The organism is uncultured Thalassolituus sp., assembly GCF_950066645.1.
In the GTDB taxonomy this organism is placed as follows: domain Bacteria; phylum Pseudomonadota; class Gammaproteobacteria; order Pseudomonadales; family Oceanobacteraceae; genus Thalassolituus.
The window spans coordinates 19717-42608 of the sequence record NZ_CATMFB010000015.1 but is presented as its reverse complement, the minus strand read 5'-3'; the positions used below and the strand labels follow the sequence as shown (position 1 = coordinate 42608).

General features: G+C 55.6%; 18 protein-coding genes. 8 read left to right on the top strand and 10 right to left on the bottom strand.

All coding sequences use genetic code 11. The features are described 5' to 3' along the window. The 10 genes from Q1L85_RS13645 to pilG all read right to left on the bottom strand — a co-directional run bounded on the left by Q1L85_RS13645 (position 1) and on the right by pilG (position 14101). A complete protein-coding gene (locus Q1L85_RS13645; RefSeq protein ID WP_300426123.1) occupies positions 1-1017 on the bottom strand; it encodes a polysaccharide pyruvyl transferase family protein in 1017 nt (338 codons plus the stop codon). Next, positions 1014-1832: a hypothetical protein gene (locus tag Q1L85_RS13640; RefSeq protein ID WP_300433423.1), complete on the bottom strand. Its 819-nt coding sequence runs from the start codon at positions 1830-1832 to the stop codon at positions 1014-1016. The genes Q1L85_RS13645 and Q1L85_RS13640 overlap by 4 nt, the downstream gene beginning before the upstream one ends. 75 nt (positions 1833-1907) lie before the next feature. Continuing rightward, positions 1908-2384, bottom strand: coding sequence for a chemotaxis protein CheW (locus tag Q1L85_RS13635; RefSeq protein ID WP_300426125.1), 477 nt, complete (start codon positions 2382-2384; stop codon positions 1908-1910). After that, on the bottom strand, positions 2356-3387 hold the full coding sequence (locus tag Q1L85_RS13630) for a chemotaxis protein CheB (protein WP_300426126.1): 1032 nt from the start codon (positions 3385-3387) through the stop codon (positions 2356-2358). Before Q1L85_RS13630 ends, Q1L85_RS13635 begins: the two co-directional genes overlap by 29 nt. A gap of 1 nt (position 3388) precedes the next feature. Further along, the gene (locus Q1L85_RS13625) at positions 3389-9709 is read right to left on the bottom strand and encodes an Hpt domain-containing protein (RefSeq protein WP_300426127.1); all 6321 of its coding nucleotides are present in this window, start codon (positions 9707-9709) and stop codon (positions 3389-3391) included. Then, a complete protein-coding gene (locus Q1L85_RS13620) occupies positions 9706-10596 on the bottom strand; it encodes a protein-glutamate O-methyltransferase CheR (protein ID WP_300426129.1) in 891 nt (296 codons plus the stop codon). Before Q1L85_RS13620 ends, Q1L85_RS13625 begins: the two co-directional genes overlap by 4 nt. Positions 10597-10626: 30 nt before the next feature. Further along, positions 10627-12720 carry a methyl-accepting chemotaxis protein gene (locus tag Q1L85_RS13615; protein WP_300433422.1) on the bottom strand — a complete coding sequence of 698 codons (2094 nt, stop codon included), beginning with the start codon at positions 12718-12720 and terminating at the stop codon, positions 10627-10629. Positions 12721-12793: 73 nt separating this feature from the next. Continuing rightward, complete coding sequence (locus tag Q1L85_RS13610; protein ID WP_300433421.1) at positions 12794-13318, bottom strand: chemotaxis protein CheW; 525 nt, start codon at positions 13316-13318, stop codon at positions 12794-12796. Between the two features lie 4 nt (positions 13319-13322). Further along, entirely contained in the window at positions 13323-13697 is a 375-nt protein-coding gene (gene pilH, locus Q1L85_RS13605) for a twitching motility response regulator PilH (protein ID WP_300428189.1), read from the bottom strand. Positions 13698-13720: 23 nt separating this feature from the next. Continuing rightward, positions 13721-14101: a twitching motility response regulator PilG gene (gene pilG, locus Q1L85_RS13600; RefSeq protein WP_300428190.1), complete on the bottom strand. Its 381-nt coding sequence runs from the start codon at positions 14099-14101 to the stop codon at positions 13721-13723. 268 nt (positions 14102-14369) lie between these two features. Here pilG and gshB point away from each other — a divergent pair, with 268 nt between their 5' ends. The 8 genes from gshB to Q1L85_RS13560 all read left to right on the top strand — a co-directional run bounded on the left by gshB (position 14370) and on the right by Q1L85_RS13560 (position 22878). After that, complete coding sequence (gene gshB / locus Q1L85_RS13595; RefSeq protein ID WP_300428191.1) at positions 14370-15323, top strand: glutathione synthase; 954 nt, start codon at positions 14370-14372, stop codon at positions 15321-15323. An 89-nt stretch (positions 15324-15412) separates the two neighbouring features. Further along, positions 15413-16291, top strand: a complete 879-nt coding sequence (locus tag Q1L85_RS13590; RefSeq protein WP_300428193.1) for an energy transducer TonB — start codon at positions 15413-15415, stop codon at positions 16289-16291. Then, entirely contained in the window at positions 16249-16848 is a 600-nt protein-coding gene (locus Q1L85_RS13585; protein ID WP_300428194.1) for a YqgE/AlgH family protein, read from the top strand. The genes Q1L85_RS13590 and Q1L85_RS13585 overlap by 43 nt, the downstream gene beginning before the upstream one ends. Further along, positions 16841-17302, top strand: a complete 462-nt coding sequence (ruvX, locus tag Q1L85_RS13580; RefSeq protein WP_300428195.1) for a Holliday junction resolvase RuvX — start codon at positions 16841-16843, stop codon at positions 17300-17302. The genes Q1L85_RS13585 and ruvX overlap by 8 nt, the downstream gene beginning before the upstream one ends. Continuing rightward, complete coding sequence (gene pyrR / locus Q1L85_RS13575; RefSeq protein WP_300428196.1) at positions 17289-17783, top strand: bifunctional pyr operon transcriptional regulator/uracil phosphoribosyltransferase PyrR; 495 nt, start codon at positions 17289-17291, stop codon at positions 17781-17783. Before ruvX ends, pyrR begins: the two co-directional genes overlap by 14 nt. A gap of 32 nt (positions 17784-17815) precedes the next feature. Then, entirely contained in the window at positions 17816-18805 is a 990-nt protein-coding gene (locus tag Q1L85_RS13570; RefSeq protein WP_300428198.1) for an aspartate carbamoyltransferase catalytic subunit, read from the top strand. After that, the gene (locus tag Q1L85_RS13565; protein ID WP_300428200.1) at positions 18805-20070 is read left to right on the top strand and encodes a dihydroorotase; all 1266 of its coding nucleotides are present in this window, start codon (positions 18805-18807) and stop codon (positions 20068-20070) included. Before Q1L85_RS13570 ends, Q1L85_RS13565 begins: the two co-directional genes overlap by 1 nt. A gap of 33 nt (positions 20071-20103) precedes the next feature. Beyond that, complete coding sequence (locus Q1L85_RS13560; RefSeq protein WP_300433420.1) at positions 20104-22878, top strand: class I adenylate cyclase; 2775 nt, start codon at positions 20104-20106, stop codon at positions 22876-22878. Positions 22879-22892 lie beyond the last annotated feature (14 nt).

The window sequence follows — 22892 nt, the reverse complement described above, 5'->3', positions numbered from 1 at the left end:
TCAGTATTCGTATCGTCCTTGTGCACCACGACTGATGTCATTGCAGACATCTGCAATCATCGACTCTATTGCAATTTCCGCATCCGCGGTAAATAAAGTAATCGCCTCAAGTTCCTTCTCGTTGAAGCTTCGCAGGCGCTCTGGAATACCCGATGTTACGTCACTTACAGTCAACGACCGGCCAGCTTCGCCGAGCACATCAGTGAGCAGATATCTGATCTTCGGTGTATTCGACTCCAGCGCGATAAAGGGAATCCTGTTCTTCAGGCACATGGTCACCGTGTGATATCGACCGGTAATGACCATTCCGTAACCCTGGAGATAACGAATATAACTTCCAGCATCCGTTGCCAGTTTTCTGTCCGACTTCAGCCACTTAATGACATTCTTTACCCAAGGTCTCGGACTACGCAAGAAACGAGCATTTGAAGGACGGGCAACGACCATTGAGCGAAAATCAAAGCCATTATCACTGGCATAAGCTTCAAGAAACCGACTGTCTTCTTTAACTGCACTGTCTATCACCAGAGTCCGGTCGCATTCACTTCGATCGCGGCTGTGTGACACATTTGATGCAAACGTCAGGTCCGGCACATACGCACCAGTCAGCCCCCCGAACTCCTGCAGTTCTTTGAGGCTACCACGGTCGCGCACATAGATGGCCCGGGCCCTTCCCAGACTCTGATAGGCAGCAGTGGTATTTTTATGCAGGGTGGCATTGAGCAGGTAACAAGGGACTTTTAAAGTGTCTGCAGCAAAGTCCACCATATCAATCAGAGCCTGAGAAAACCGCCGGCTATCGTTATGATGAATTGTGCCTTCGCCATTGATAATAATCGCATCAACGGCTGGCATACTGAGAATCCGCCTTTTATGGCGACGCCAGTCAACACTTACTGGCCAGGTCCACACCACGTCCACATCCTGATCACTCAACAGACGCAGGAGATTTTCCATAACCAGCATGCAGCCAAAATGGTGAGTTGAACGGGTATCATTTATAACGGCAACTCTCATTGCGTTTTCATCTCCGGACCACGGCCCGCAAGTATCCGATCGAATAATTCAAGCGCTTCTGCTTCATCAAACAGACCATTCTGCACGTTTGGCCAGATGGAAGACTCGCTACGACGGATAATCACCGGGCCGTACTTACCTTTTGCGGAAACCTGAATATCCGGACTCCCCAAAGCAACCAATGAATTCAGACGGTGTTTTCCGCCGATATTCACCCAGACCCAATCCTCTCCACTGACCAGAAACTCACCGTGAATCTGGGTCGCTGACGTTGGCCGGAACCCTTGCTCGCGAATGCTCCGGAATACCGACACCTGGCGCTCGTATTCCATTTTCCCGACTGGGGTACTTACCGGACCATAATACTGCCAACCGAAATCTGTCTGCTCTGATGCACCCAGCTTAATCGCTTCCTTACCCAGAAAACGTCCGTTGCCCGACTTTACGGCTACCTGCTCAAGACGTTGCTCCGGATGGCGGTTCCACCACGGCATTACAGCAGACATCGCTGGCAGTGATGCGATTGCACTGGTCTTCAGCCCCAGAAGTTCACCGACCGTCTCCGGTTGAAATGTCTGATAAAAGGTTTCCAGAGCACTGCCTTCGTAACCAGAATCATCACGGGTGAGAATCCGCACGAATGGACTGTCCTGGACAGGGTATCCGAGAAAATTACTGCGACAGCGCTCCGGTGGCACCAAAGTCACAATTGTTTCGGCCTGGCGGTAGGGAATCTCAGCCGGTGAACGGCTGAAAGGTTGGATATCTGTCGCTGTTTTCCGGCCCCGCAGACGGCGGCGTAATAGCTGGAACATTGTCCGGAGTCTCTGTTTAATGCAGAGGCTGACTATACAGCAAGCACCGGTTTGCGGAAACCTGACAGGGCTGGGTCAGATAACAGTGAGCACCACATTCTCAACCCGTTCCAGATCCGGGATCATCGCGGTAACACCATCAATAGATACAGCAAGCTGGTCAAACTCTCCCATCCCGACGGCGTCGACTTTCTGCAGGTCGCCTTCGGTGAGATGCATCAGCTTCGGAATCCCCTGAACCAGAATCGCGTAGAAGGGCATCTGAGGGTGGTCGCTGATCCCGTTGACAATGATGAAGCGGGCATCCGGATTCGGTGCGGGAGCCGGGTTACCATTAAGTAGCTCGAAACAGAGTGCTGGTACCAGAGTCCCACGCCAGTCAAGGCGACCAAGAATCCAGTCGGTGCTGGCATTGGTTGTCAGCAGATGCGAAAACGGAATCACCTCAGCAACGGTCACATTAGGCACAACCAGATTGCGATCTTTTAATGGGATAAGAAGACAGTCTACCTGTTCTTTTGTCTTATCCGTGGTGGTGACTGTCTGGTTCATAGTGTTCTGTCCAGGTTCTGTTAATGTGCTGTACCAGCTGCAATGCCAGCTGATACGGATCTCCGATAAAATTGACCCGGCCAGTGCCTATAGCACTCTCCGGCATTGACGAATTCCCGCAGGTGTCCGGTCGCTGTACCCAGACGGGCTTGTCTGCGGGCAAGCCCAGAATACTGTCGGCCCCATCACTACCCATGCCACTGAACAGGATGCAGCCAAAGCGTGAACAGGCATGTCGGCTGACCGCGTCTATGACACCATCGATCGACGGGCCATACGGCCCATTCCAGGGCGCAGCCTCAAGTGAGACTTCATCCAGTCCCGCCATCGTAAACTGATGTGACACTGGCGCGACAAGTACATCGCCAGCCTTCAGACGCAGCCCCTCTTCATAATTACGAAGCTGATAAGAAGCGTGCCTGCCAACGGCCTGACACAGAGCCTCTTCAAACCGGGGGTCGATGTGCTGTGCATAGACAAACGCAACAGGCAGACCTGCAGGCAGAGCATCCAGAAACATTTTGACGGCCTCCGGCCCACCGAGAGAAGCGCCCAGCACCCAGACTTCAAGCGCACGTTCTCCCTGACGGTCACGGAACACCGCAGGCAGAGGAATATCGGCTCCGCCGCTGGTTCTGGGTGTCAGCGCAGTATCTGGCACCTCAGCTGCCGGAGCAGGAGCATGGGTCAGATCCTGCAACTTACTGAGCAGACGCTTCTCCCACCGGAGATAGGTCGTACAGCTTTTCTGCGGAGCGGGGTCCATGCCAATCAGCACCGGAACTTCACCATCGAGCAGCGCTTCAAAGCCATCAAACTCGTCGTCCGCGTCGGCCATATTGATCAGCCAGACATCGGTTTCAGTCTCCTGCAGCTGAGCCGCAGAGAGCCGGCCTGGCACCGTATTCAGTACCAGATCGAATCCAAGTCGTCGCAAAGTATCACTGAGCACATGCTGTTGCAGCAGATCATGGTTCAGTACAGCCACTCGCGGCGCAGACAACTCAATGCACTCCCTGCCCCAGGAAGCCGTGGATACGCTCCAGCAGTGTATCTTCCTGGAATGGTTTGCCGAGATAATCGTTCACACCAATACTCATCGCCCGCTCACGGTGTTTTTCACCCGTCCGCGATGTAATCATAATGATCGGCACATCCTGCAACCTGGCGTCGTGGCGTACCAGGGACGCAACTTCGAAGCCATCCATCCGCGGCATTTCGATATCCAGCAGAATCACATCCGGCTTATGGTCCTGCAGAACCTCCATCGCATGAACCCCATCCTTCGCAGTCAGGACTTCCATGCCATGGCGCTCAAGCAGGCGACCTGTCACCTTACGAACCGTCACCGAGTCATCCACCACCAGAACTTTCGGCAAATGAGCCTCATGTTCGTGACGCGCTTCCGCCGCCTTATCTTCCAGTGCACGTGCCTGCTGGTATTCAAGGCTGGTCTGCGTACGGATCATGGCTGGGAGATCAAGAATAATAACGACGCTACCGTCACCCAGAATCGTACCGCCGGAGATACCCCGGACACCGGCAAACTGTGGCCCCAGACTTTTTACAACGATTTCGCGTGAGCCAAGCAGTGAATCCACCTGCAGCGCAAAAGGCACCTGACCGCGAATCAACAACAGAGGCAGAGGCAACTGGTGCCCGGCAATTTTCGGATGGGAGCCTGAATCCAGCATCGCGCCAAGATAGCCCAGCTGATACTCCTTACCCGCATACGCAAAGACGCGTTCGTCTTCCGGACGCTCGTAAAGTGCCTGCAGCTCAGACACCGACGCCCGCACAATGCCCTGAATATTATTCAGTGGCACTGCGTACAGATCTTCGCCTACGCGAACCATCAGGGCCCGGTTCACCGATACCGTAAACGGCAGACGAATCTCAAATTCAGTGCCTCGCCCGGCGTCACTGCGGACCTCCAGCGAGCCACCCATCTGTTTGATTTCACTGTTCACAACGTCCATGCCGACACCGCGACCCGAAATCTGAGTCACGACCTCAGCGGTAGAGAATCCTGGCTGCATAATGAACTGAATGATTTCAGCATCGGTCGGTTTGACATCCGCGGGGATCATTCCACGATTGCGGGCCTTACGCAGAACCGCATCCAGATTAATCCCCCGGCCATCATCGCGCAGCGTGAGAACCACGTCGCCGCCATCCCGGCGGATATCCAGTTCGATGTTACCCATGACTGGCTTGCCAGCCGCCTGACGGCCATCTGTATTTTCAATACCGTGGTCAACGGCGTTACGGACCATATGTTCAAGCGGTGAAATAATCCGCTCAAGAATGGTACGGTCCATTTCGCCGTCAGCATTATTAACACGCAGATCAACCTGTTTATTCAGCTCAAGACTGACCTGACGGACGATACGGCGCAGACGTGGCACCAGCCGCTGGAATGGCACCATCCGCGTTTTCATCAGGCCTTCCTGAAGTTCAGTGTTCACCCGGCTCTGCTGCAACAACAGAGTTTCAGCGTCACGGGTCTTCAACGACAGAGTTTCTTTCAGGTCGAGCATATCCGATGCAGATTCCATCAATGCACGGGAAAGCTGCTGAATGGCGGAATAGCGGTCCATCTCCAGTGGATCGAAGTCATCGTAGTCAGGGCCATGACGCTCCTGACGGAACAGTACCTGGGCCTCGGTTTCGATATCCAGACGACGGAGCTGGTCGCGCAGACGATCCAGCGTCTGGTCCATTTCACCCAGAGTATGTGAGAAGTCACTTACCTGCTGCTCCAGGCGTCCCCGGCCTATCGCGGTTTCACCCGCGAGGTTTACCAGGTTATCGAGGAGGTCAGCAGACACCTTAACCAGTTCAGTCGGAGCCTTACGCTGGTTCGCCATCTGACTCTGCTGAACAGCACGGGATTCTGCAGGTTTTACGTCGGTACCCGGTACCGCAGACTCGCTTTCGATAACAACCGGCAAGGTTTCTGAGTCGTCTTCCTCTGCTGGAATATCCGTTGCCAATCCGGAAGTAGTTTCTTCCTCTGACGCGGGCTCCGTCACGCCTTCCTGAAGCGTCTCAGCCTCAGGAGCGTCGGCGTGAGAGGACTCAACGACCAGTTCTTTTTCACCAAGAACAAGAACACCCTCGTTTTCAAGCAGACGCGCTACTTCATCTATCTGCCCCTGCAGCGTCTCCTGACGTTCATGCAGGTGGGCAAAGAATGCCTGATCAAAACGTGCGTGCCGGTCTACCGCTTTCTGTACGTCGGTCTCGAAATTATGAGTGGTGTCACCTATCCGGGTCAGACCGGCGAGACGGGCACCGCCCTTCAGCGTGTGCAGAACCCGCAGAATTTCATCGGCATAGCCCTTGCCATCCGTATCATTCCGCCAGGATTCAATTGCCTCATCAAGCGACTCCATCAGCTCCGCCGCTTCCTCGAGGAAAATCCCGACGATTTCGCGATCGCTTTCATCAGCGCTTTCAGAGCGTACATCGTTCTGTACAGGAGGAGGCGTCAGCTCGTCTTCTGCGGCGTCAGACTGCGGCGCCCCTGCCGCCATATGATGGATTTCAGCGATCAGAGCGCTGGCATTTTCAGGCACCTGCCCAGAGCGCACCGCCTGAAGCTGACCCGCAAGCACATCATGCGCGCGGTGAATCATCGGAATGGTGGCATCAGAACGTTCAATTACGCCGTCATTCAGACGCTCATACAGAGTCTCAAGCTCGTGACACAGGTCGGCAACCTCTGGCAATTCAGCCATCCGGGCACCGCCTTTCAGAGTGTGCAGCTCACGCTGCAACTGAGCCACAGGCAGCAGGTCATCAGGGGAGGCCTGCCAGCTCTGCATAATAGACTCGATGGCTTCCGATATTTCGTCTGCTTCTTCAAGGAAGATATCCAGAATCATATCGTCTTCCTGCTCATCAAGTTCTACCTGATCAACAGAAGAAGACTCTTCAGCAAGCCACTCAGCAGAAGACTCTGACGCGCCGTCGTCTTTGTCCTGCGCGGCTGTATTCAGAGGAAAGTCCCAGTGACTCAGTGCCGCGATCGTCTGCTCAGGTGAAGGGATATCCTGACCAGCGGCCAGATAATCCATCATGTTAAGCAGCTCCTCGTGCGCCTCTGTCGCAAACTCAACCAGAGACGCTTCGGGATGCGCATCCGCCTGACGGGCCCGCTGATAAAATGCATTCAGCGCCAGTGACAGATCGGCGACCATTGGCAGGCTTGCATCGACGGCAGCTGCGGCAACGGCCTGCAGATCGGCGGTCAGCTGATCAAGCACTTCCGTATTATCTTCATCACGCCATACCTGAAGCAGCTCATCCGCGCGGATCAGAGAATCCATGCCTGAAGAGAGGAAGCGCGCCAGCACGTCCGGCGATGGCCCCGCGCCACCTTCAGACTCTGTCAGGTGCGCAAGCTGATTCTGCTCAATATCGGCAATACGCCCATGAAGAGCGTCTGCGCCTTCGATGCCTTCCAGCGTCAGTAACTGCTCCGGGCTCATGTAAGCTCGGACAGCACGGCCTGCGTCTTCCAGCAGATCCGTCAATGCGGGACTGTTGGGTAGCTGGTAGCCACGCAGCTCTTTTACCAGGTGTTCCTGAGCAGACGCCAGCTCTGCCAGAGGGGTCAGCTCTGCCATGTGAGCACTTCCCTTCAGGGTATGCAGGGCGCGCTGCAGATCGTCGGTGACCGGGTTCGTAAAGGATTCTGAGCGGGACTGCTGAACAAAATCATCCACCGTATTCAGGTGCATGTCAGTTTCGGCAATAAATACATCGAGCAGTGAGAGGCGGTCAGCATCATCTTCAGACAGTTCTTCAGATTCAATCTGAGGCAGATCCGTCAGATCAACAGCCGCATCCGGCGCAGTCTCTTCACTGAAATGATCGAGGAACGCCTCCATTGAAGCCGCGCCTTCGTCGGTGTCGTCTGTCAACGAATCAGCCTCAAGAACCTCCAGCGCAGTGACGCTCACGTCCCCGGCGATGTCTTCTGCCTGATCCGCATTCTCTGTCACCTCAACCGGTTCTGCCGTATCGACCGGAAGCGCCGGTGTCTGCCCATCGGCAAACGCAAACGCGGTGTCCATCAGGGGCTGCACATCAACACGGGTCGCTGCCTTATGACGGAAATCCTCGATCAGGCCCGGAATAAGCGAAATAATATGATCAACAAAGGCAATCAGTGGCTGTGTGACTTCAACCGTCTCATCAAGTACGCGGTTGAACATATTTTCAACAGACCACGCCAGCTCCCCGATGTCAGCCGCTTTCACCATCCGGCCACTTCCTTTCAATGTATGGAAAGCACGGCGCACTGTCGTGAGAGCTTCTGAGTCATTCTGTTGCGCTACAAATTGAGGCCAGTATTCCTGAAGTGTTTCGAGTACTTCTTCCGCCTCTTCAAGGAATACCTCAATAATCTCATCATCGATAAGATCATCATCTTCAGGTTCTGCAGTTTCCGCCCGGGCTCCAGCCTCCTCAGGGGCTGTCGCCGCTTCAGATATGGCTACGCTGCTCTCATCGGGATGTTCCGACGGTGCAGTTTCTTCATAGTCTGACGACGCGTTGTCGAATCCAAGCGCTTCGTTAAAGCTGGTAATGGCATGATCGACATCGTCAAATTCGTCGGTGCCTTCAGCACCGGATTCATCCAGATCACCATCAGATGTCACATGGCATATCTGCAGCAGATTGCTGAGTGTTTCTGACGCCCGGTCCAGCAGAGCATCATCGGCGATCTCACCACCATCGGCATAGCGCTCAAGGTAATATTCGATACCACTGAGTACTTCTGCCACCATGTCCATGACACCAAATTCTGGCTTAGGACGATCAGACAACAACGCCTGACGTATAAAGCTCGACAGATCTGCCAGCAGGTTTGCTACCCTTGGCAGCGGCACCATATTGAGCGATCCCTCAATGCTATGCAGCAGTCCGGGAACGCCTTCAAGCTTGTCTGTGGACCACTGGTGCGCAATATAGGCAACCACCGAGTCCTTAACCTGTTCCAGGACATTGCGGGCTTCGCGCAGAACGGCGCGCTGAGCATCCGACATCGCACTGTCACTGGCGTTACGGCTCAGATCGCCATCACGCAACATGCCGTTCAGGGTGGCCTCGACGTATAGCAGCGCACCAGCCACATCCAGCAGCGCACTGTCGTCGGCAGTTCCGGATTCCAGCATGGTCACCAGCTGGCTTTCCTGCTCCTGCATCACTTTGCGTGGCATGCCTAAACCAAGCATGCCCATGGTGTCCGCGACCTGACGGATAGTTTTACGGGCACCTTCGAGTGCTGGCGTGCGGTCCTGAGAACCACGCATCAGCTGATCAAGCGTATCTTTAACAGCACCAATTTCTTCGATCAGAGCAGACAGCGCACCACTGACAGCGTCAACACCCGGGCCACCCATCGTACCTTCGGCGGCGACATCTTCTGCACTTGGCAAGGCTTCGTCCAGGCGGAAACGTTTCTGAACCAGGCGGATTGCATCCCCACGGACATCTGTGCGGGCGACATAAAACAGCAGGTTCTTCAGCAACTCATCCGCCGGAGGACGGTTGATAACCGCGACGCCCTGATCGAGATCCTGCTTCAGCAGCTGGTCCAGCTGACGCAGCAATACTTTCGCGCTTTTCGGCAGGCTATCCTGCTTGGTCAGCCATTCACTGAAGGCCAGTGCGGGCAACCAGATAATGCCCTGAGGCGTTCCACCCATGGCTTTGTTCAGGCGCGCAAAGAGTTTATTCAGATAGTGTTTCGCCAGATCAGGCTCGCGGTCCTGCAGCAGCTGAAGCGTTGCTGCCTGCAGCATCTGTCTGGTTTTACGTAGCCACTGAGAAAAATTGACCTGGGTAAACTGGTTTTTCTGCTCTCCGGTGAGTGGCGTATTGTGCTCGATGGCCGGAGTAAAAAGTGAGGTTTCAGAGAGGAAGTTTTCCCCACGGGTCGAACGCAGTTCGTTCAGAATAGGCAGTAGCACGACCGGAAGATCCCGTCGTCCCACCTTAACGTGTTCCAGATAATGCGGCAGCTGAATAATGGCCTGCATCAGAACTTCAAGGCCATCCTGTTCGTTTGTCAGCTGACCTTCAGCCAGCGCAAGAGCAACGGCTTCCATTTCTTCGGCGAGCAACGCTGCGCCGTAGAATTCAACCATCTGTAGCGTGCCGTGCACCTGGTGCAGGTAACTCAGACAGAATCTCAACCGGCTTCTGTCTTCGGGATGTTCCACATAGGCTTCCAGTGACTGCTGCGCCTGTTGCAGCGTCTCACGGATCTCCCCTTTTACCCATTCCAGGGCGATGTAGTCCTGACTCATCGCCTTACACTCTCCCGTGTCGACGTGGATTGCTTGCGTACATAGGCAGTGACTAAGCTGCTGTGCACCGGTTCTAACAATGGATGCTGCCAGTCAACCATCTCGCCCAGTCCGATCACCAGCAGGCCACCGGGCGCAAGGCGCTGTGCCAGCGCGTCGAGAATCTCGCGACGACGCCAGCGACGGAAATAAATCAGCACATTCTGGCAAACGATCAGATGCTGAGACTGCAGTGGGCAGGCCTTCAGGTTAAGAATATTGACCTGACTGAAACAGCAGCGCTGCCGCAATGCAGAAGAAATTTCTATTTGTTGTGATGACAGAGGCTGAATTGCCCAACTGTGGTACTGAACGGGAATGCGCTCCATCGCGCGAAGGGGATATCTGCCCGCCCGCGCTTTGCGCAGCACAATGGTGGATATATCAGTACCCGTCACCGAATAACCGATGCCCCGGCTGCCGACTGTATTTTCGGCAAGCATGGCAAGCGTGTAAGGTTCCTCACCCGACGCACAACCAACACTCCAGACTTCCATCGGCTTACCAGAGTCAGCCAGCGCTGGAGTCAGTGAACGCATATGCTCTGAAATCAGACCGAGTGCATCCGGGTCCCGGAAAAAACGGGTTTCCTGCACCGTAAGACGATCAACCAGCGTCGTCCACTCCATTGCCCCACTGGGACCATGCAGAATCTGCTGGTAGTAAGCGCTGTAGTCAGAAACGCCCAGCTCGAGCATTCTCAGGCCCAGACTGGTCTGCAGAAATGAGCGCCGCTGCGGTGGCATGTACATGCCTGTGCGCTCCTCCAGCAATTTCTGCCAGCGATCAAACTGGAGATCATCCAGTTCAGGGACGCTGCTCAGGCCAGAGCGGATTGACTGTATCATAAGGGACACCCGGCACCACGCCGACGCGCCTTACAGCGCGTCCTGCCCGGCCAGTTCGACCTCATCGGCGTCATCATCCGCGGTAAAATTCGCTTCAGGCAGCTTAAAGCCTGCAACCGATTCACGCAGCATGTTCGCCATTTCAGCCAGATTACCAATCGACTTCGCCGTCGCTGTGGTACCAGCGGACGTCTGAGAAGTAATTTCCTGAATAACATTCATCGTATTGGAAATATGACCCGCAGACGAAGCCTGCTGACGGGCCGCGTTGGAGATGTTCTGAATCAGTTCTGCCAGGTTTTTCGATACGGTTTCAATCTCTTCCAGTGCTACACCCGCATCCTGTGCGAGACGTGCACCACGTACCACCTCAGTCGTTGTCTGTTCCATCGAGATAACGGCTTCGTTAGTATCGTTCTGAATCGTTTTAACCAGTGCTTCGATCTGCTTGGTTGCAGCAGCAGAACGTTCAGCCAGACGCTGTACTTCGTCCGCAACGACCGCAAAGCCCCGACCAGCGTCACCCGCCATCGATGCCTGAATCGCTGCGTTCAGAGACAGAATGTTCGTCTGGTCGGCAATGTCAGTAATCAGAGAGATGATGTCACCAATCTCCTGAGAAGATTCACCCAGACGTTTAATACGCTTGGAGGTTTCCTGAATCTGCTCACGGATGTTATCCATGCCGTTAATGGTTGCCTGTACGACTTCAGCACCTTTGTTGGCGATCGCTACCGACCGCTCCGCTACCGCGGACGATTCCGAGGCGTTAGCAGATACCTGGTCAATGGACACAGCCATTTCGTTAATAGCTGCAGACGCACCGGCAATTTCCTGCGCCTGGTGCTCAGAAGCCTCGGCAAGGTGCATCGCTGTTGCCTGCGTTTCCTGTGCTGCCGACGATACCTGAACCGCAGTATCGTTAATCGCCGATACCAGAACGCGCATCTGGTCGATCGCGAAGTTGATCGCGTCAGCAATCGCCCCTGTAAAGTCTTCGGTTACCGTTGCCTGCGCCGTCAGGTCACCATCTGCAAGGTCAGCGATTTCGTCCAGCAGTCGCAGAATCGCGACCTGGTTCTGCTCGTTAGTACGACGGGTTTCTTTTTCCCGGTCCTGAGCTTCTTCCTCACGGGCACGGGTCTGAGCCAGAGATTTCTGACCGAATACGATGAGACACACCAGAGCGATCACAGCAAAGCCGAAACCGAACGCCTGATATGTGTTACGTGCTTCAGCGTTCATCTGAATGCTGTTGGTCAGCTCAGATGACTGCTCCAGCAACATACGCGAATTCTGGAAAATATTGTCCGAGGCTTCACGCACCTGGAAAAGCTCAGGCGAGGTTTCAAGAATTTCGTCAACCGAACCGGATACGAATTCAAACAGTTCCGCGACTTCTGCCAGCGCATATACCGCTTCTTCGTTAGTTACCTGCGAGATGTTCATCGCAATGTTGCCCTGAATCATCCCGTTCAGTACGCGACCGAACAGCGAGGCATCACGCCCGAATGCATCTGCGGCCATTACCGCGTCTTCACCACCTGCCAGTACTTTGTTTACCGAGCGGACAATACGCTCTGCCAGCCAGGACTGACGCTGTGCAACGGCAACCTGATCAGCCGGCGCGCCACTTTCAAGGAGAATATCAACGATCTCGTCATACTCTACCTGCAGCTGCGGAATGGTTTCAGAGAGAAGCTCGGCAACTTCGTGTACCGAGAGGATGATTTCTTCGGAGCGGATAATCTGGTCAGCATCGCTTTTTACGGTGTTCCAGGTTTCCTGCACACCTGATGACATCGCCGCCGGAGCAGCTGGCAGGTCATCCGAGCCATTAACCAGATATCCCCAGCGGGTATCAAACTTATCGCGGGCTTCACGCAGCTGACCGAAGGCGTCTGGCTTACCACCAGCAGCTTCTACCGCGTTCTTCGCGATCTCCTGCGACAGTACGCGCAGCTCACCGGCGTGCTCAATGTACTGCTCATCTTTATTCGCAGAAATGGTTACCCAGGCCGTGATTCCGATAAACGCCGCGAGAGAAACAAACATCAACACCATCAGACCGGTGTTGCTGCTCCTCTGTACGTTTACCTGTTGGCCACCTGTATTTGCACTCATGCCGTCCTCTCCACTTACTGCATGCTGTCAGCCTGCGGGCGCAGGCCGTTATTATTTTGTTCTTATCCCTGTATTACACAGCGATATTGAGAAAATCCGGACTCTCAATCAGATCCGTAAACTGCATTACCGGCCAGCTGCGCCCGTCCCTGTCAAAACTGCGGGTAACAAAACCAGAGAGTGCCTCAGGCACTTCCCCTGCCGGAATTTCACGATCGACAGGAAAACTCTGCATACCAAGTACCGCGTCCACCAGCAGCCCCGTCAGAACATCATTGTGTTCGATCACCAGCACACGCTGACTGCGCCAGTTACCACGCGACGGAAGATCAAGAAGTCCATTCAGGTCCATTACCGACACCATGCGACCACGCACGTTGGCGATACCAAGAACCCAGCTCTTCACACCGGGAACCCGGGTGACTTTAGGCAGCTGCAGAATCTCAACCACCTCAGACATATGCGCCACGTATTGATTGCCACCCAGCATAAAGCCGATACCACGCCAGGTAGACACTGCCTCGACCTGCTGCGGCAACGCAGCCGCGAAGCGGCGGCTGCGGCTTTCCATATCCTGTAGCAGAGCAAAAGGCATCATAAAATCACTCGTCCGCTGTCGTCAGCAGCGCTCCGATTTCTGACAGAAGGCGGGTTTCAGACACCGGCTTCACCAGATATCCGGAAGCGCCCTGACGCTTACCCCACACCCGGTCAGTTTCCTGATCTTTCGTTGTCACTATGATCACAGGAATATGCTTGGTTTCAGGGCTGCGGGTTAACTGTCGTGTTGCCTGAAAACCATTCAGGCCCGGCATCACGATATCCATCAATACAAGATCGGGACGCTCCTGACGGGCTACCGCCACACCATCCGCGCCATTTTCTGCATTAAGCACTTCGTGGCCATTCTTTTCCAGAACCGCTCGGAACGCTTCCGTTTCAGTCGGAGAATCGTCCACCACAAGAATGCGTGCCATGCCAGCTACCCCTTAACTATTTATTACTTAACGTGCTGACGGATCGAACCGAGCAGCTCTTCTTTACTGAAAGGTTTGGTCAGATATTCGTCAGAACCGACGATTCGTCCCTTCGCTTTATCAAACAGGCCATCCTTACTGGACAGCATGATGACGGGCGTGGCCTTGAATTTTGAATTATTTTTGATGAGGGCACAGGTCTGATAGCCGTCGAGACGAGGCATCATAATGTCTACGAAAATAATATCTGGGTTTGTATCGGCAATTTTTGCCAGAGCGTCGAAGCCATCCGTTGCAGTGATCACTTCGCAACCAACTTTTTTCAGTAAGGTTTCCGCAGTACGCCGGATCGTCTTACTGTCGTCGATCACCATGACCTTAATATCTTGAAAGTTATCGTCCATACAACAGGCCTTCACCATCCGAATTTTCTGATTTTTGTTCTACTCTATGCGGCCCGGAAGTTCTGTGATGAACCCCTCAGACCAGGACGAGCCCCCGATAGCTTCTACGGGCAGAAGCATCGTTTCCCCGGGGCTACCGGGACGTTCCCGCTTTTGTATCACACATGATACACACTGGCTAGCCAGAAGCCGTAAAAGCCGAACCATTCGCTCACACCTTCATGTACACTGTGTGGCAATTCACAAAAACGGCCCTTCCGGAGACAAGATGACAGTCAGACTCGGCATCGTGATGGACCCTATCAGCGAGATTAATTTCAAGAAAGATACCTCTCTTGCGCTGCTCTACGCGGCTCAGGAACGCGGCTGTGAACTCTGGTACATGGAACAGAGCGACCTGTCGGTCCAGCAGGGGCGTGCATTCGGCCGCATGGCGCCGCTGAGTGTAGAGATGAATCACGACAACTGGTACCAGATGGGTGAATTCAGCGATAAACCACTCGCCGGACTGGACATTATCCTGATGCGTAAAGACCCACCCTTTGACGGCGAGTTCATTTACAGCACTTATATTCTGGAACGCGCAGAACAGGAAGGTGTACTGGTTGCGAACAAGCCTCAGAGCCTGCGCGACTGCAACGAAAAAATGTTCGCGACTGCATTCCCTGAACTTATGTCACCGACCATCGTGACCCGCCGGGCCGATCTGCTGAAGTCCTTCCACAAAGAACACGCGGATGTCATTTTCAAACCACTCGACGGCATGGGCGGTTCTTCCATTTTCAGACTGAAGCAGGACGACCCCAACGTCAGCGTAATCATCGAAACGCTCACCAATCACGGCCAACAACAGATCATGGCGCAGAAGTTTATTCCCGAAATCACCTCCGGAGATAAACGCATCCTGATGATCAATGGTGAGCCTGTATCACACTGCCTGGCGCGTATCCCTGCCAGCGGTGAAACCCGTGGCAACCTCGCCGCCGGCGGCACCGGGGTTACTCAACCCCTTTCTGACAGCGACAGAGCGATTGCCGAAAAAATCGGTCCGGAACTGAAGGCCCGCGGGCTCTACTTTGTCGGTCTTGATGTCATCGGCAACTGCCTGACTGAAATCAACGTCACCAGCCCGACCTGCGTACGGGAGATCGTCCGCGACAGTGGTGTCGATGCCGCAGCAATGCTGATTGATACCCTGCTGACTCTGCGCCAGAACGCCTGAAACGGTAGACAAAATCCCTCTCAGAGCGCAGACTTGCGCCTGTTTTAACAGGCGCTTGATGCGCCGGAGCAAGAGGTTCTGATACGCCCATGGCTGCCACCACTGTGAACAGCAATGACCGCCTGATGTTTGCGCTTTTCGTTGCGCTGATGGCCCACGCCATGGTTGTTCTTGGTATTTCCTTCAGTGCCGAGCAGCCACCCGCCTTCAGTTCAACCCTTGACGTGACCCTTGCGGGATACCGCAGCGACAAAGCACCAGAAAAAGCCGATTTTCTCGCACAGGAAAACCAACAAGGCAGTGGCACGCTGGAAGAGGCCCGGATGATGACGACGGACGTCGAAGCCGACTTTCACGCCAACGACATCCGGGAGAATGTCCGTAAAGACCAGCAGGCCAGCGCGCCGCGTCAACAGGACACAGAGCAAAGAACCATCGTCACCGCCACCCGTAGCCCCGAACAACGCGCTCAGACACAGAGCAGCCAGGAAGCTCAACCCCGGGACATCCCGGATGGTCCGGAGCAGTCTCTGCTGCAACGCAGTCTGGAGATTGCCAGCCTGCATGCCAAAGTCGACACCTTGAGGCAGATGTACGCGAAAAAGCCCCGGGTACAACGCCTGACCGCCGCCTCCACCATGAAATCCTCCGACGCATACTACGTAAACAGCTGGCGTCGCAGTGTGGAACAGATTGGCGACCTGAATTATCCGAAAGAAGCCGAGAACTGCTACGACAACTGTCGTCTGCGCCTGCTTGTGGCCATCAACCCCGACGGCTCGCTCCACGAGCTGAGCGTCCTGGAGTCTTCCGGGCGCCGTGTTCTGGATGAAGCCGCCATGAGAATCGTTCGCCTCGCCTCGCCTTTTGCCCCGTTTACCGACGACATGCGTCGTGACATGGATCGTCTGGAGATCATCCGCACATGGCAGTTCAAAGGGAACCGCTACCTGTCGGAGAGCAACTGATGAAAGAGCTGAACAGCCTCAGAAATCACCTGCTCATCGCCATGCCCGCCATGGCCGATTCCTGGTTTGCCAGCACAGTCACATACCTGTGTGAGCATAATGACGACGGCGCAATGGGGATCGTACTGAACAAACCGCTGGATATAGGGTTCGCCGATATCTGTCTGCAGCTCGACATTGATCGCCTGGAGCACATCCGCCCAACCATTTTCACCGGCGGCCCGGTGAGTCAGGAGCAGGGCTTTATCCTGCATCGCGAGCCCGGCGACTGGTCATCCACCATGGCCGTGACCGAATCAGTACAGCTGACCTCATCCAAAGATATTCTGCGCGCAATGGCTCAGGGCAGAGGCCCTCATGATTATCTGCTCGCTCTGGGATATGCGGGCTGGAGCCCCGGGCAACTGGATCAGGAGCTCAGAGACAACGCCTGGCTGACTCTGGAAGCCACCCCCGATCTTCTGTTCGGGCAGGATTACCGCGACCTGTATGACATCGCCCTGAGCAAACTGGGGATCAGTGCCGAATTTCTGAGCAGTGATGCCGGCCATGCCTGATCATATCCCTGATAAAGTCCGCTCACTGATGGCCTTCGATTTTGGCACCCAACGCATTGGCATTGCCATCGGCCAGCGCCTGACCGGGAGTGCGGAACCTCTGAGGCCACTGAAGGCCCGGGATGGCGTGCCCGACTGGGACGCACTGGGTCGTATCATAGAGGAATGGCAGCCGGACGCTTTCGTGACTGGCCTGCCTCTCAACATGGATGGCAGCCCCAGTGACATGAGTCAGCGCGCAGCGAAATTTGCCCGACGGCTGGAGGGACGCTTTCACCGCCCTTCCTATTGCCATGATGAACGTTTAACCAGTTATGAAGCCAAGGGGATTGTCATGCAGGAGCATGGCCATCAGAATTTTGGCGACTATTCAGTCGACGGCCTGGCCGCCTGCCTGATTCTCGAAAGCTGGATGTCCGAGCATCCTCAAGGAGATAGTAATGAATCTGCCTGATATCGAACAGGTGTGTCACCGCCTTGCCGGCGACCTGCAGGAAATGATCCGCAATGAAGGTCTGGAAGATCCTCTGCTGGTAGGTATCCGCACCGGTGGAGTCTGGGTAGCAGAGCGCCTGCAGAAAGCCCTGAACGGATCCAGTGAGGTGGCCAGCCTGGATATCAGCTTCTACCGCGACGACTTCACCCGGCATGGCCTGCACCCCAAAGTTCAGGGGTCAGAACTGCCAGACACGGTGGAAGACCGCCATATTATTCTGATCGACGATGTCATCATGAGCGGCCGCACCATACGCGCCGCGATGAATGAACTCTTTGATTATGGCCGCCCGGCCAGTATTCACCTGATCTGCCTGCTGGACATCGGTCGCCGCGAATTGCCGGTACAGCCGGATCTGTGCGGTGCGCGACTGACACTGGAAGAAGGGCAACTGGTGAAGCTCAGCGGTCCGGAACCGCTGGAACTGAGCCTGGCCTGACACGATTCTGAACATTTACCGGTAAGTACCTCATGACAGATCCCAGCAAAGTACAGCTCACAGAAGACGGCAGGCTGAAGCACTTTCTGACCACAGAAGGCCTCAGCAAAGACCTGCTGACTGAAATCCTGGATACGGCCGATTCCTTTATCAGCACGCAGGAACGAGCAGTAAAAACCGTGCCTCTGCTGCGCGGCAAAACTGTCGTCAATCTGTTCTTCGAGAACAGCACGCGTACCCGCTCCACCTTCGAGCTGGCGGCAAAGCGACTGTCTGCCGACATCCTCAATCTCGACATTGCCCGGTCAGCAACATCCAAGGGCGAGACCCTGATGGACACACTCTGGAACCTTGAGGCCATGTACAGCGATATGTTCGTTGTCCGCCACGCCGATTCCGGGGCTGCCCACTTCATTGCCGAACAGGTGACACCGAACGTAGCTATTATCAACGCTGGCGACGGCCGACATGCTCACCCGACACAGGCCATGCTGGATATGCTGACCATCCGCCGTCACAAAGACAGCATCGAAGGTAAAGTGGTCGCGATCGTTGGGGATATCCTGCATTCGCGCGTGGCCCGCTCACAGATTTACGCCCTGCGCACTCTTGGTGCCGCTGAGGTCCGGGTCATTGGCCCCGGCACTCTGCTTCCCCGTGATATCGAAGGCATGGGCGCGAAGCCTTTCTACGATATGAAGCAGGGCCTGGCGGACTGTGATGTCGTCATCATGCTGCGTCTGCAGAAAGAGCGCATGCAGAATGCTCTGCTGCCGTCGGAAAGCGAATTTTTCAAGCTCTATGGCCTCACCGAAGAAAAGCTCGCCTTCGCCAGACCCGACGCTATCGTTATGCATCCCGGCCCCATCAACCGCGGTGTGGAAATTGAATCTGCCGTCGCCGATGGCAACCAGTCCGTCATTCTGAATCAGGTGAGCTACGGCATCGCTGTCCGCATGGCGGTAATGGCCATGGCCATGAGTGGTCAGCAGACACTGATAAACAGCGAGGAGAACGCCTGATGCGATATCTGCACATTCAGAATGCGCGGATCATTGATCCTGCCTCTCAGACCGACACCATTGCTGACGTCTTTGTTGCCAACGGCGCTATCCGCACTATCGGCCGACGCCCCGACGCCGGCGAAATTGAAGAAACTATTGATGCTACCGGATTGTGGCTGCTCCCCGGACTGATAGATCTGGGCGGTCACCTGCCAGAACCGGGGTTCCCCCAGAAAGGCACTATGGCAAGTGAAACCAAAGCCGCGTGTGCTGGTGGATTCACTCACATCTGTAGCCTGCCGGATACCAAACCCGTTGCGGATACCTCGGCGGTGATCAAGCTGATCGAAGAAAAAGCCGCAAAAGCCGGGTATGCCCGGGTGCTGCCACTGGGCGCGATGACCCAGGGCCTGGCTGGCGAACAGCTGGCGAACATGGTCACCCTGTTTGAAGCCGGTGCAGTCGCTCTCTCTAACGTCCGTCAGCCAATTCGTGACAGCTACGTTCTGCGCCGCCTGATGGAATACGCAGCCACCTACGATATTCCTCTGTTTCTCACTGCCAATGATGTTACCCTGGCCGCCGGCGGCTGTATGCATGAGGGAGAAGTAGCAACGCGCATGGGCCTCGCGGGGATTCCCGAAACCGCCGAAACCATCGCACTGGCACAGATTCTTCTGCTGGCCGAGCAGACCGGTGTACGGGCTCACATCAGTCAGGTCAGCTGTGGTCGCAGCATCCGTATGATCACCGATGCGCGCCAGCGTGGCATGCGCATCAGCGCAGACACACCCCTGGCTAACCTGCTGTATACCGATGCTCAGGTCACGGGTTACAACAGCCTCTACAATGTTCAGCCGCCTCTGCGCAGCGAAGCAGACCGTCAGGCCCTGATCGCCGCGGTCGCCGCCGGCGACCTGGCCATCAGTTCAAATCACAGGCCTCATGAGATTGCGGCAAAGAAAGCCCCGTTCTCGGATGCAGAGTCCGGGATGAGTCAGTACGACTGCTTCCTGCCGATGGCGATGACGCTGGTGTCTGCGGGCGAACTCAGTCTCGATGCTCTGATCAACGCGGTCTCTGTCCTGCCCGCACAGATTCTGGGCATGGCTCAGTCAGTCCAGGAAAACAGCGCGTTCAACGCGGTGCTGTTTGATCCTGAGACAGAGCGGACAATCACGGCACGCGACCTCAACTCCCGTGGTCACAACCATCCTGCACTCGGCCGCTCCCTGAAAGGCCAGGTTCAACGGGTCTTTATTGACGGCCAGCAGATCTGCTGACGCACAATTATCCGGGCCATCTATACTTAATGGATGAGCCCGGATACCCCACTCCCTGACAGCTCCACGATCAATCGCTGGCGCAGGGCATTTCTGACCCTGAATCAACAGCGTCTGGACGCTGCCCGAAAACAGCTTTCGGTCCGCCAACTGGCGGTACTGAATGTGCTGCCCTTGCTGCTGCATGCCAATAACAGCCGCATGCCCGGCTATATCGCACCGGACACGCCTTGCGGGATCAGTGGCTTCACTCCGGGAATGGACGACCATTCAGCCCTGCACCAGCTGGTGAAAGGCGTCCAGCTCCCCCGCGATCCCGGTCAGCGCACAATCAAAGGGCTCTTCCTCATGGGCAGCCTCGGCAGTATTGCCCAGAGCCGCCAGAGCGACCTTGATGTCTGGGTCTGTTACGACGAGCTGCTGAGCGATTATCAGATTGAAGCCCTGCAGGAAAAGTGCCGTCGCATTGAACACTGGGCCAAAGGCCAGAACACCGAAGTCCATTTCTTTCTGATGAACCTGAAAGAGTTCCGCGAGGGGCAGAGTCGCTCTGCCGACGGTGAGGACTGCGGCAGCACCCAGCACCTGCTTCTGCTGGATGAGTTTTATCGCAGCGCGCTGTGGCTTGCAGGCGCCACGCCCCGTTGGTGGATCATTCCGGAAGAGCAGGAGATCCGTGCGGAAAGCTACTGGCAGGCGTTGCTGGATAACCACAGTGTCGACGTCGCAGAATGGCTGGATGTCGGCGCTCTGCCGACCATCCCCCCCGGTGAGTTTGTCGGTGCGGGCCTGTGGCAGCTGAACAAAGGACTGGATAACCCTTATAAATCCTTGTTAAAGCTGCTGCTGTCATGCGAATACACGTCGCACTATCCAGCTATCCGGCCGCTGGCCTGGGATCTGAAAAAGCGCGTTCACCAGGGTGATGCAACGCCTGAAAATACCGATGCATACCTGTTGATGCTGGAGAGGATTGAATCTCACCTGGGCGATGCCGATCTGCAATCGCGTGAACTTGCCCGCCGGGCTTTTTACTTCAAAACCGGCATCCGTCTGACCGACCTTACCCCGAGTCAACGCGAGCAATGGCGTGTCAAAGCACTCGAAGAGCAGGTGCAGCGCTGGGGCTGGAGCCAGTCTCAACTTATCACTCTCGATGCCAGGGAGCAGTGGTCTCCCGTCGATGTCATGCATGAGCGCAATGCATTGGTGACAGAAATGCTGAGCAGTTACCGGCGCCTGGCGGCCTTCAGTGAATCTCATGCGCAGGAATTACATATCAGCCAGCGTGATCTGACAGTGCTGGGTAACCGCCTGTACGCCGCGTTTGATTCGCGCCCAGGCAAGATTATCGACATCAATCCGCGCATCCGCAGCGAAATGGAAGAAGAAAAAATCACCTTCAACCTGCGCGAGGGGATCTGGCAGCTGATTCCCGGTAACTGGCGCCCCGGTGAAAGTGCGAATGTTCTGGCTCAGTCAGCGAGCTTTCCGGAACTGTTGCTCTTCGCCCGGCGGAACGGCCTGCTGACACAGCACTCGCAGATCGCGCTTTACCCGACTCACAATCCGTTCAGCAGTTACGAGCTTCGCTCGATTCTCGGAGATATCCGTGAAATTCCGCTGCCGGACAAAAAGTCTCTGGATTTTCTTCATCCCTCAAGGCCCATCGCCTGGCATCTTTTTATTAATGCGGGCGTTAACCCTCAGCAGGAACTGTCCCGACGGGGTATGCAGAAAATCAGTAACCGGGACGATGCACTTGGCTTCAGCTCAAGCCGTGAAAATCTGGTACAGACGATTGATCTGGTGACCCTGACCAGCTGGGGCGAGTGGCAGGTCACCCACTACAGTGGTAACGAAGCCATTCACGAGGCGTTGCTGCAGATTCTCAATTTCCGGCGGCATACCGCTGAACATCCCTGGCCACTCTGGCAGGTGCACTGCCATTGTCAGGTGCGTTCGGTGGCCATCAAATCCCGGGTGGAGCAACTGTTGCGCGATCTGCTGCTGCACCTGTCGCAGAAAGCACCGCCACCTTACCTGCTGCAGGCGGGGGACTCCTACCATCTGCTGGAGTATCGTCGCGGGGAAGTGATCAGCCACAGCAGCCCGGATCATACGGCTCTGCTGCGACTGCTGTCCCGTGCACGCCGCCGCTTCCGCCGCTGGACGCTTGACCGCCATGCGCTGCATAACAGCCCCCTCCGACTGGTGCTTGAGCAGTCTGAAGGCGATTGCTGGCAACTCTGGTACTGGCGCAGTAAGAAATACCTGTACCTCTACGTGACCGACGAGCACGGCTCCCTGTATTGCCAGCAGCTCGCAGATAGCGATGTACGCGCCAGTCTGGTGCCCCTGCTGCGACTGATGCGCGTGCTGAATCAGCGATTTGCGCGGGAGCAGGGTCACCCCGCCTGGCAGTTGCAGGTGCGCGAGATCCGCCTGAACCCGGAAGATCTGACCTTCAGCGCAGAACCACGACGGATGCCGGAAGAGGCAACACGCGCGTCCGTCATGACGCTCGAAGCGCAGATTAAAACCGGGCACGACCTCAAAGTCATCTGTCAGGGCCAGACATTCAGCCAACAGGTACTGGGCGCGGCACTGATCGACGAAGTCCGCAATGCGGTGTCTGCGGCCCGACGCCAGGACGCCGGACAGCCCGTCTACCTGAGTGACATCCACCTGCATGATAACCATCACCTCATACAGCACCTTCAGTATCGTCAGAAACTGGAGCGCCTGCTCAACCGCATATCTGAAGGCCACGTCATGCGGCCCGGAGAAGCGCAGACATCCCTCTAGAATCCCCGTATAAT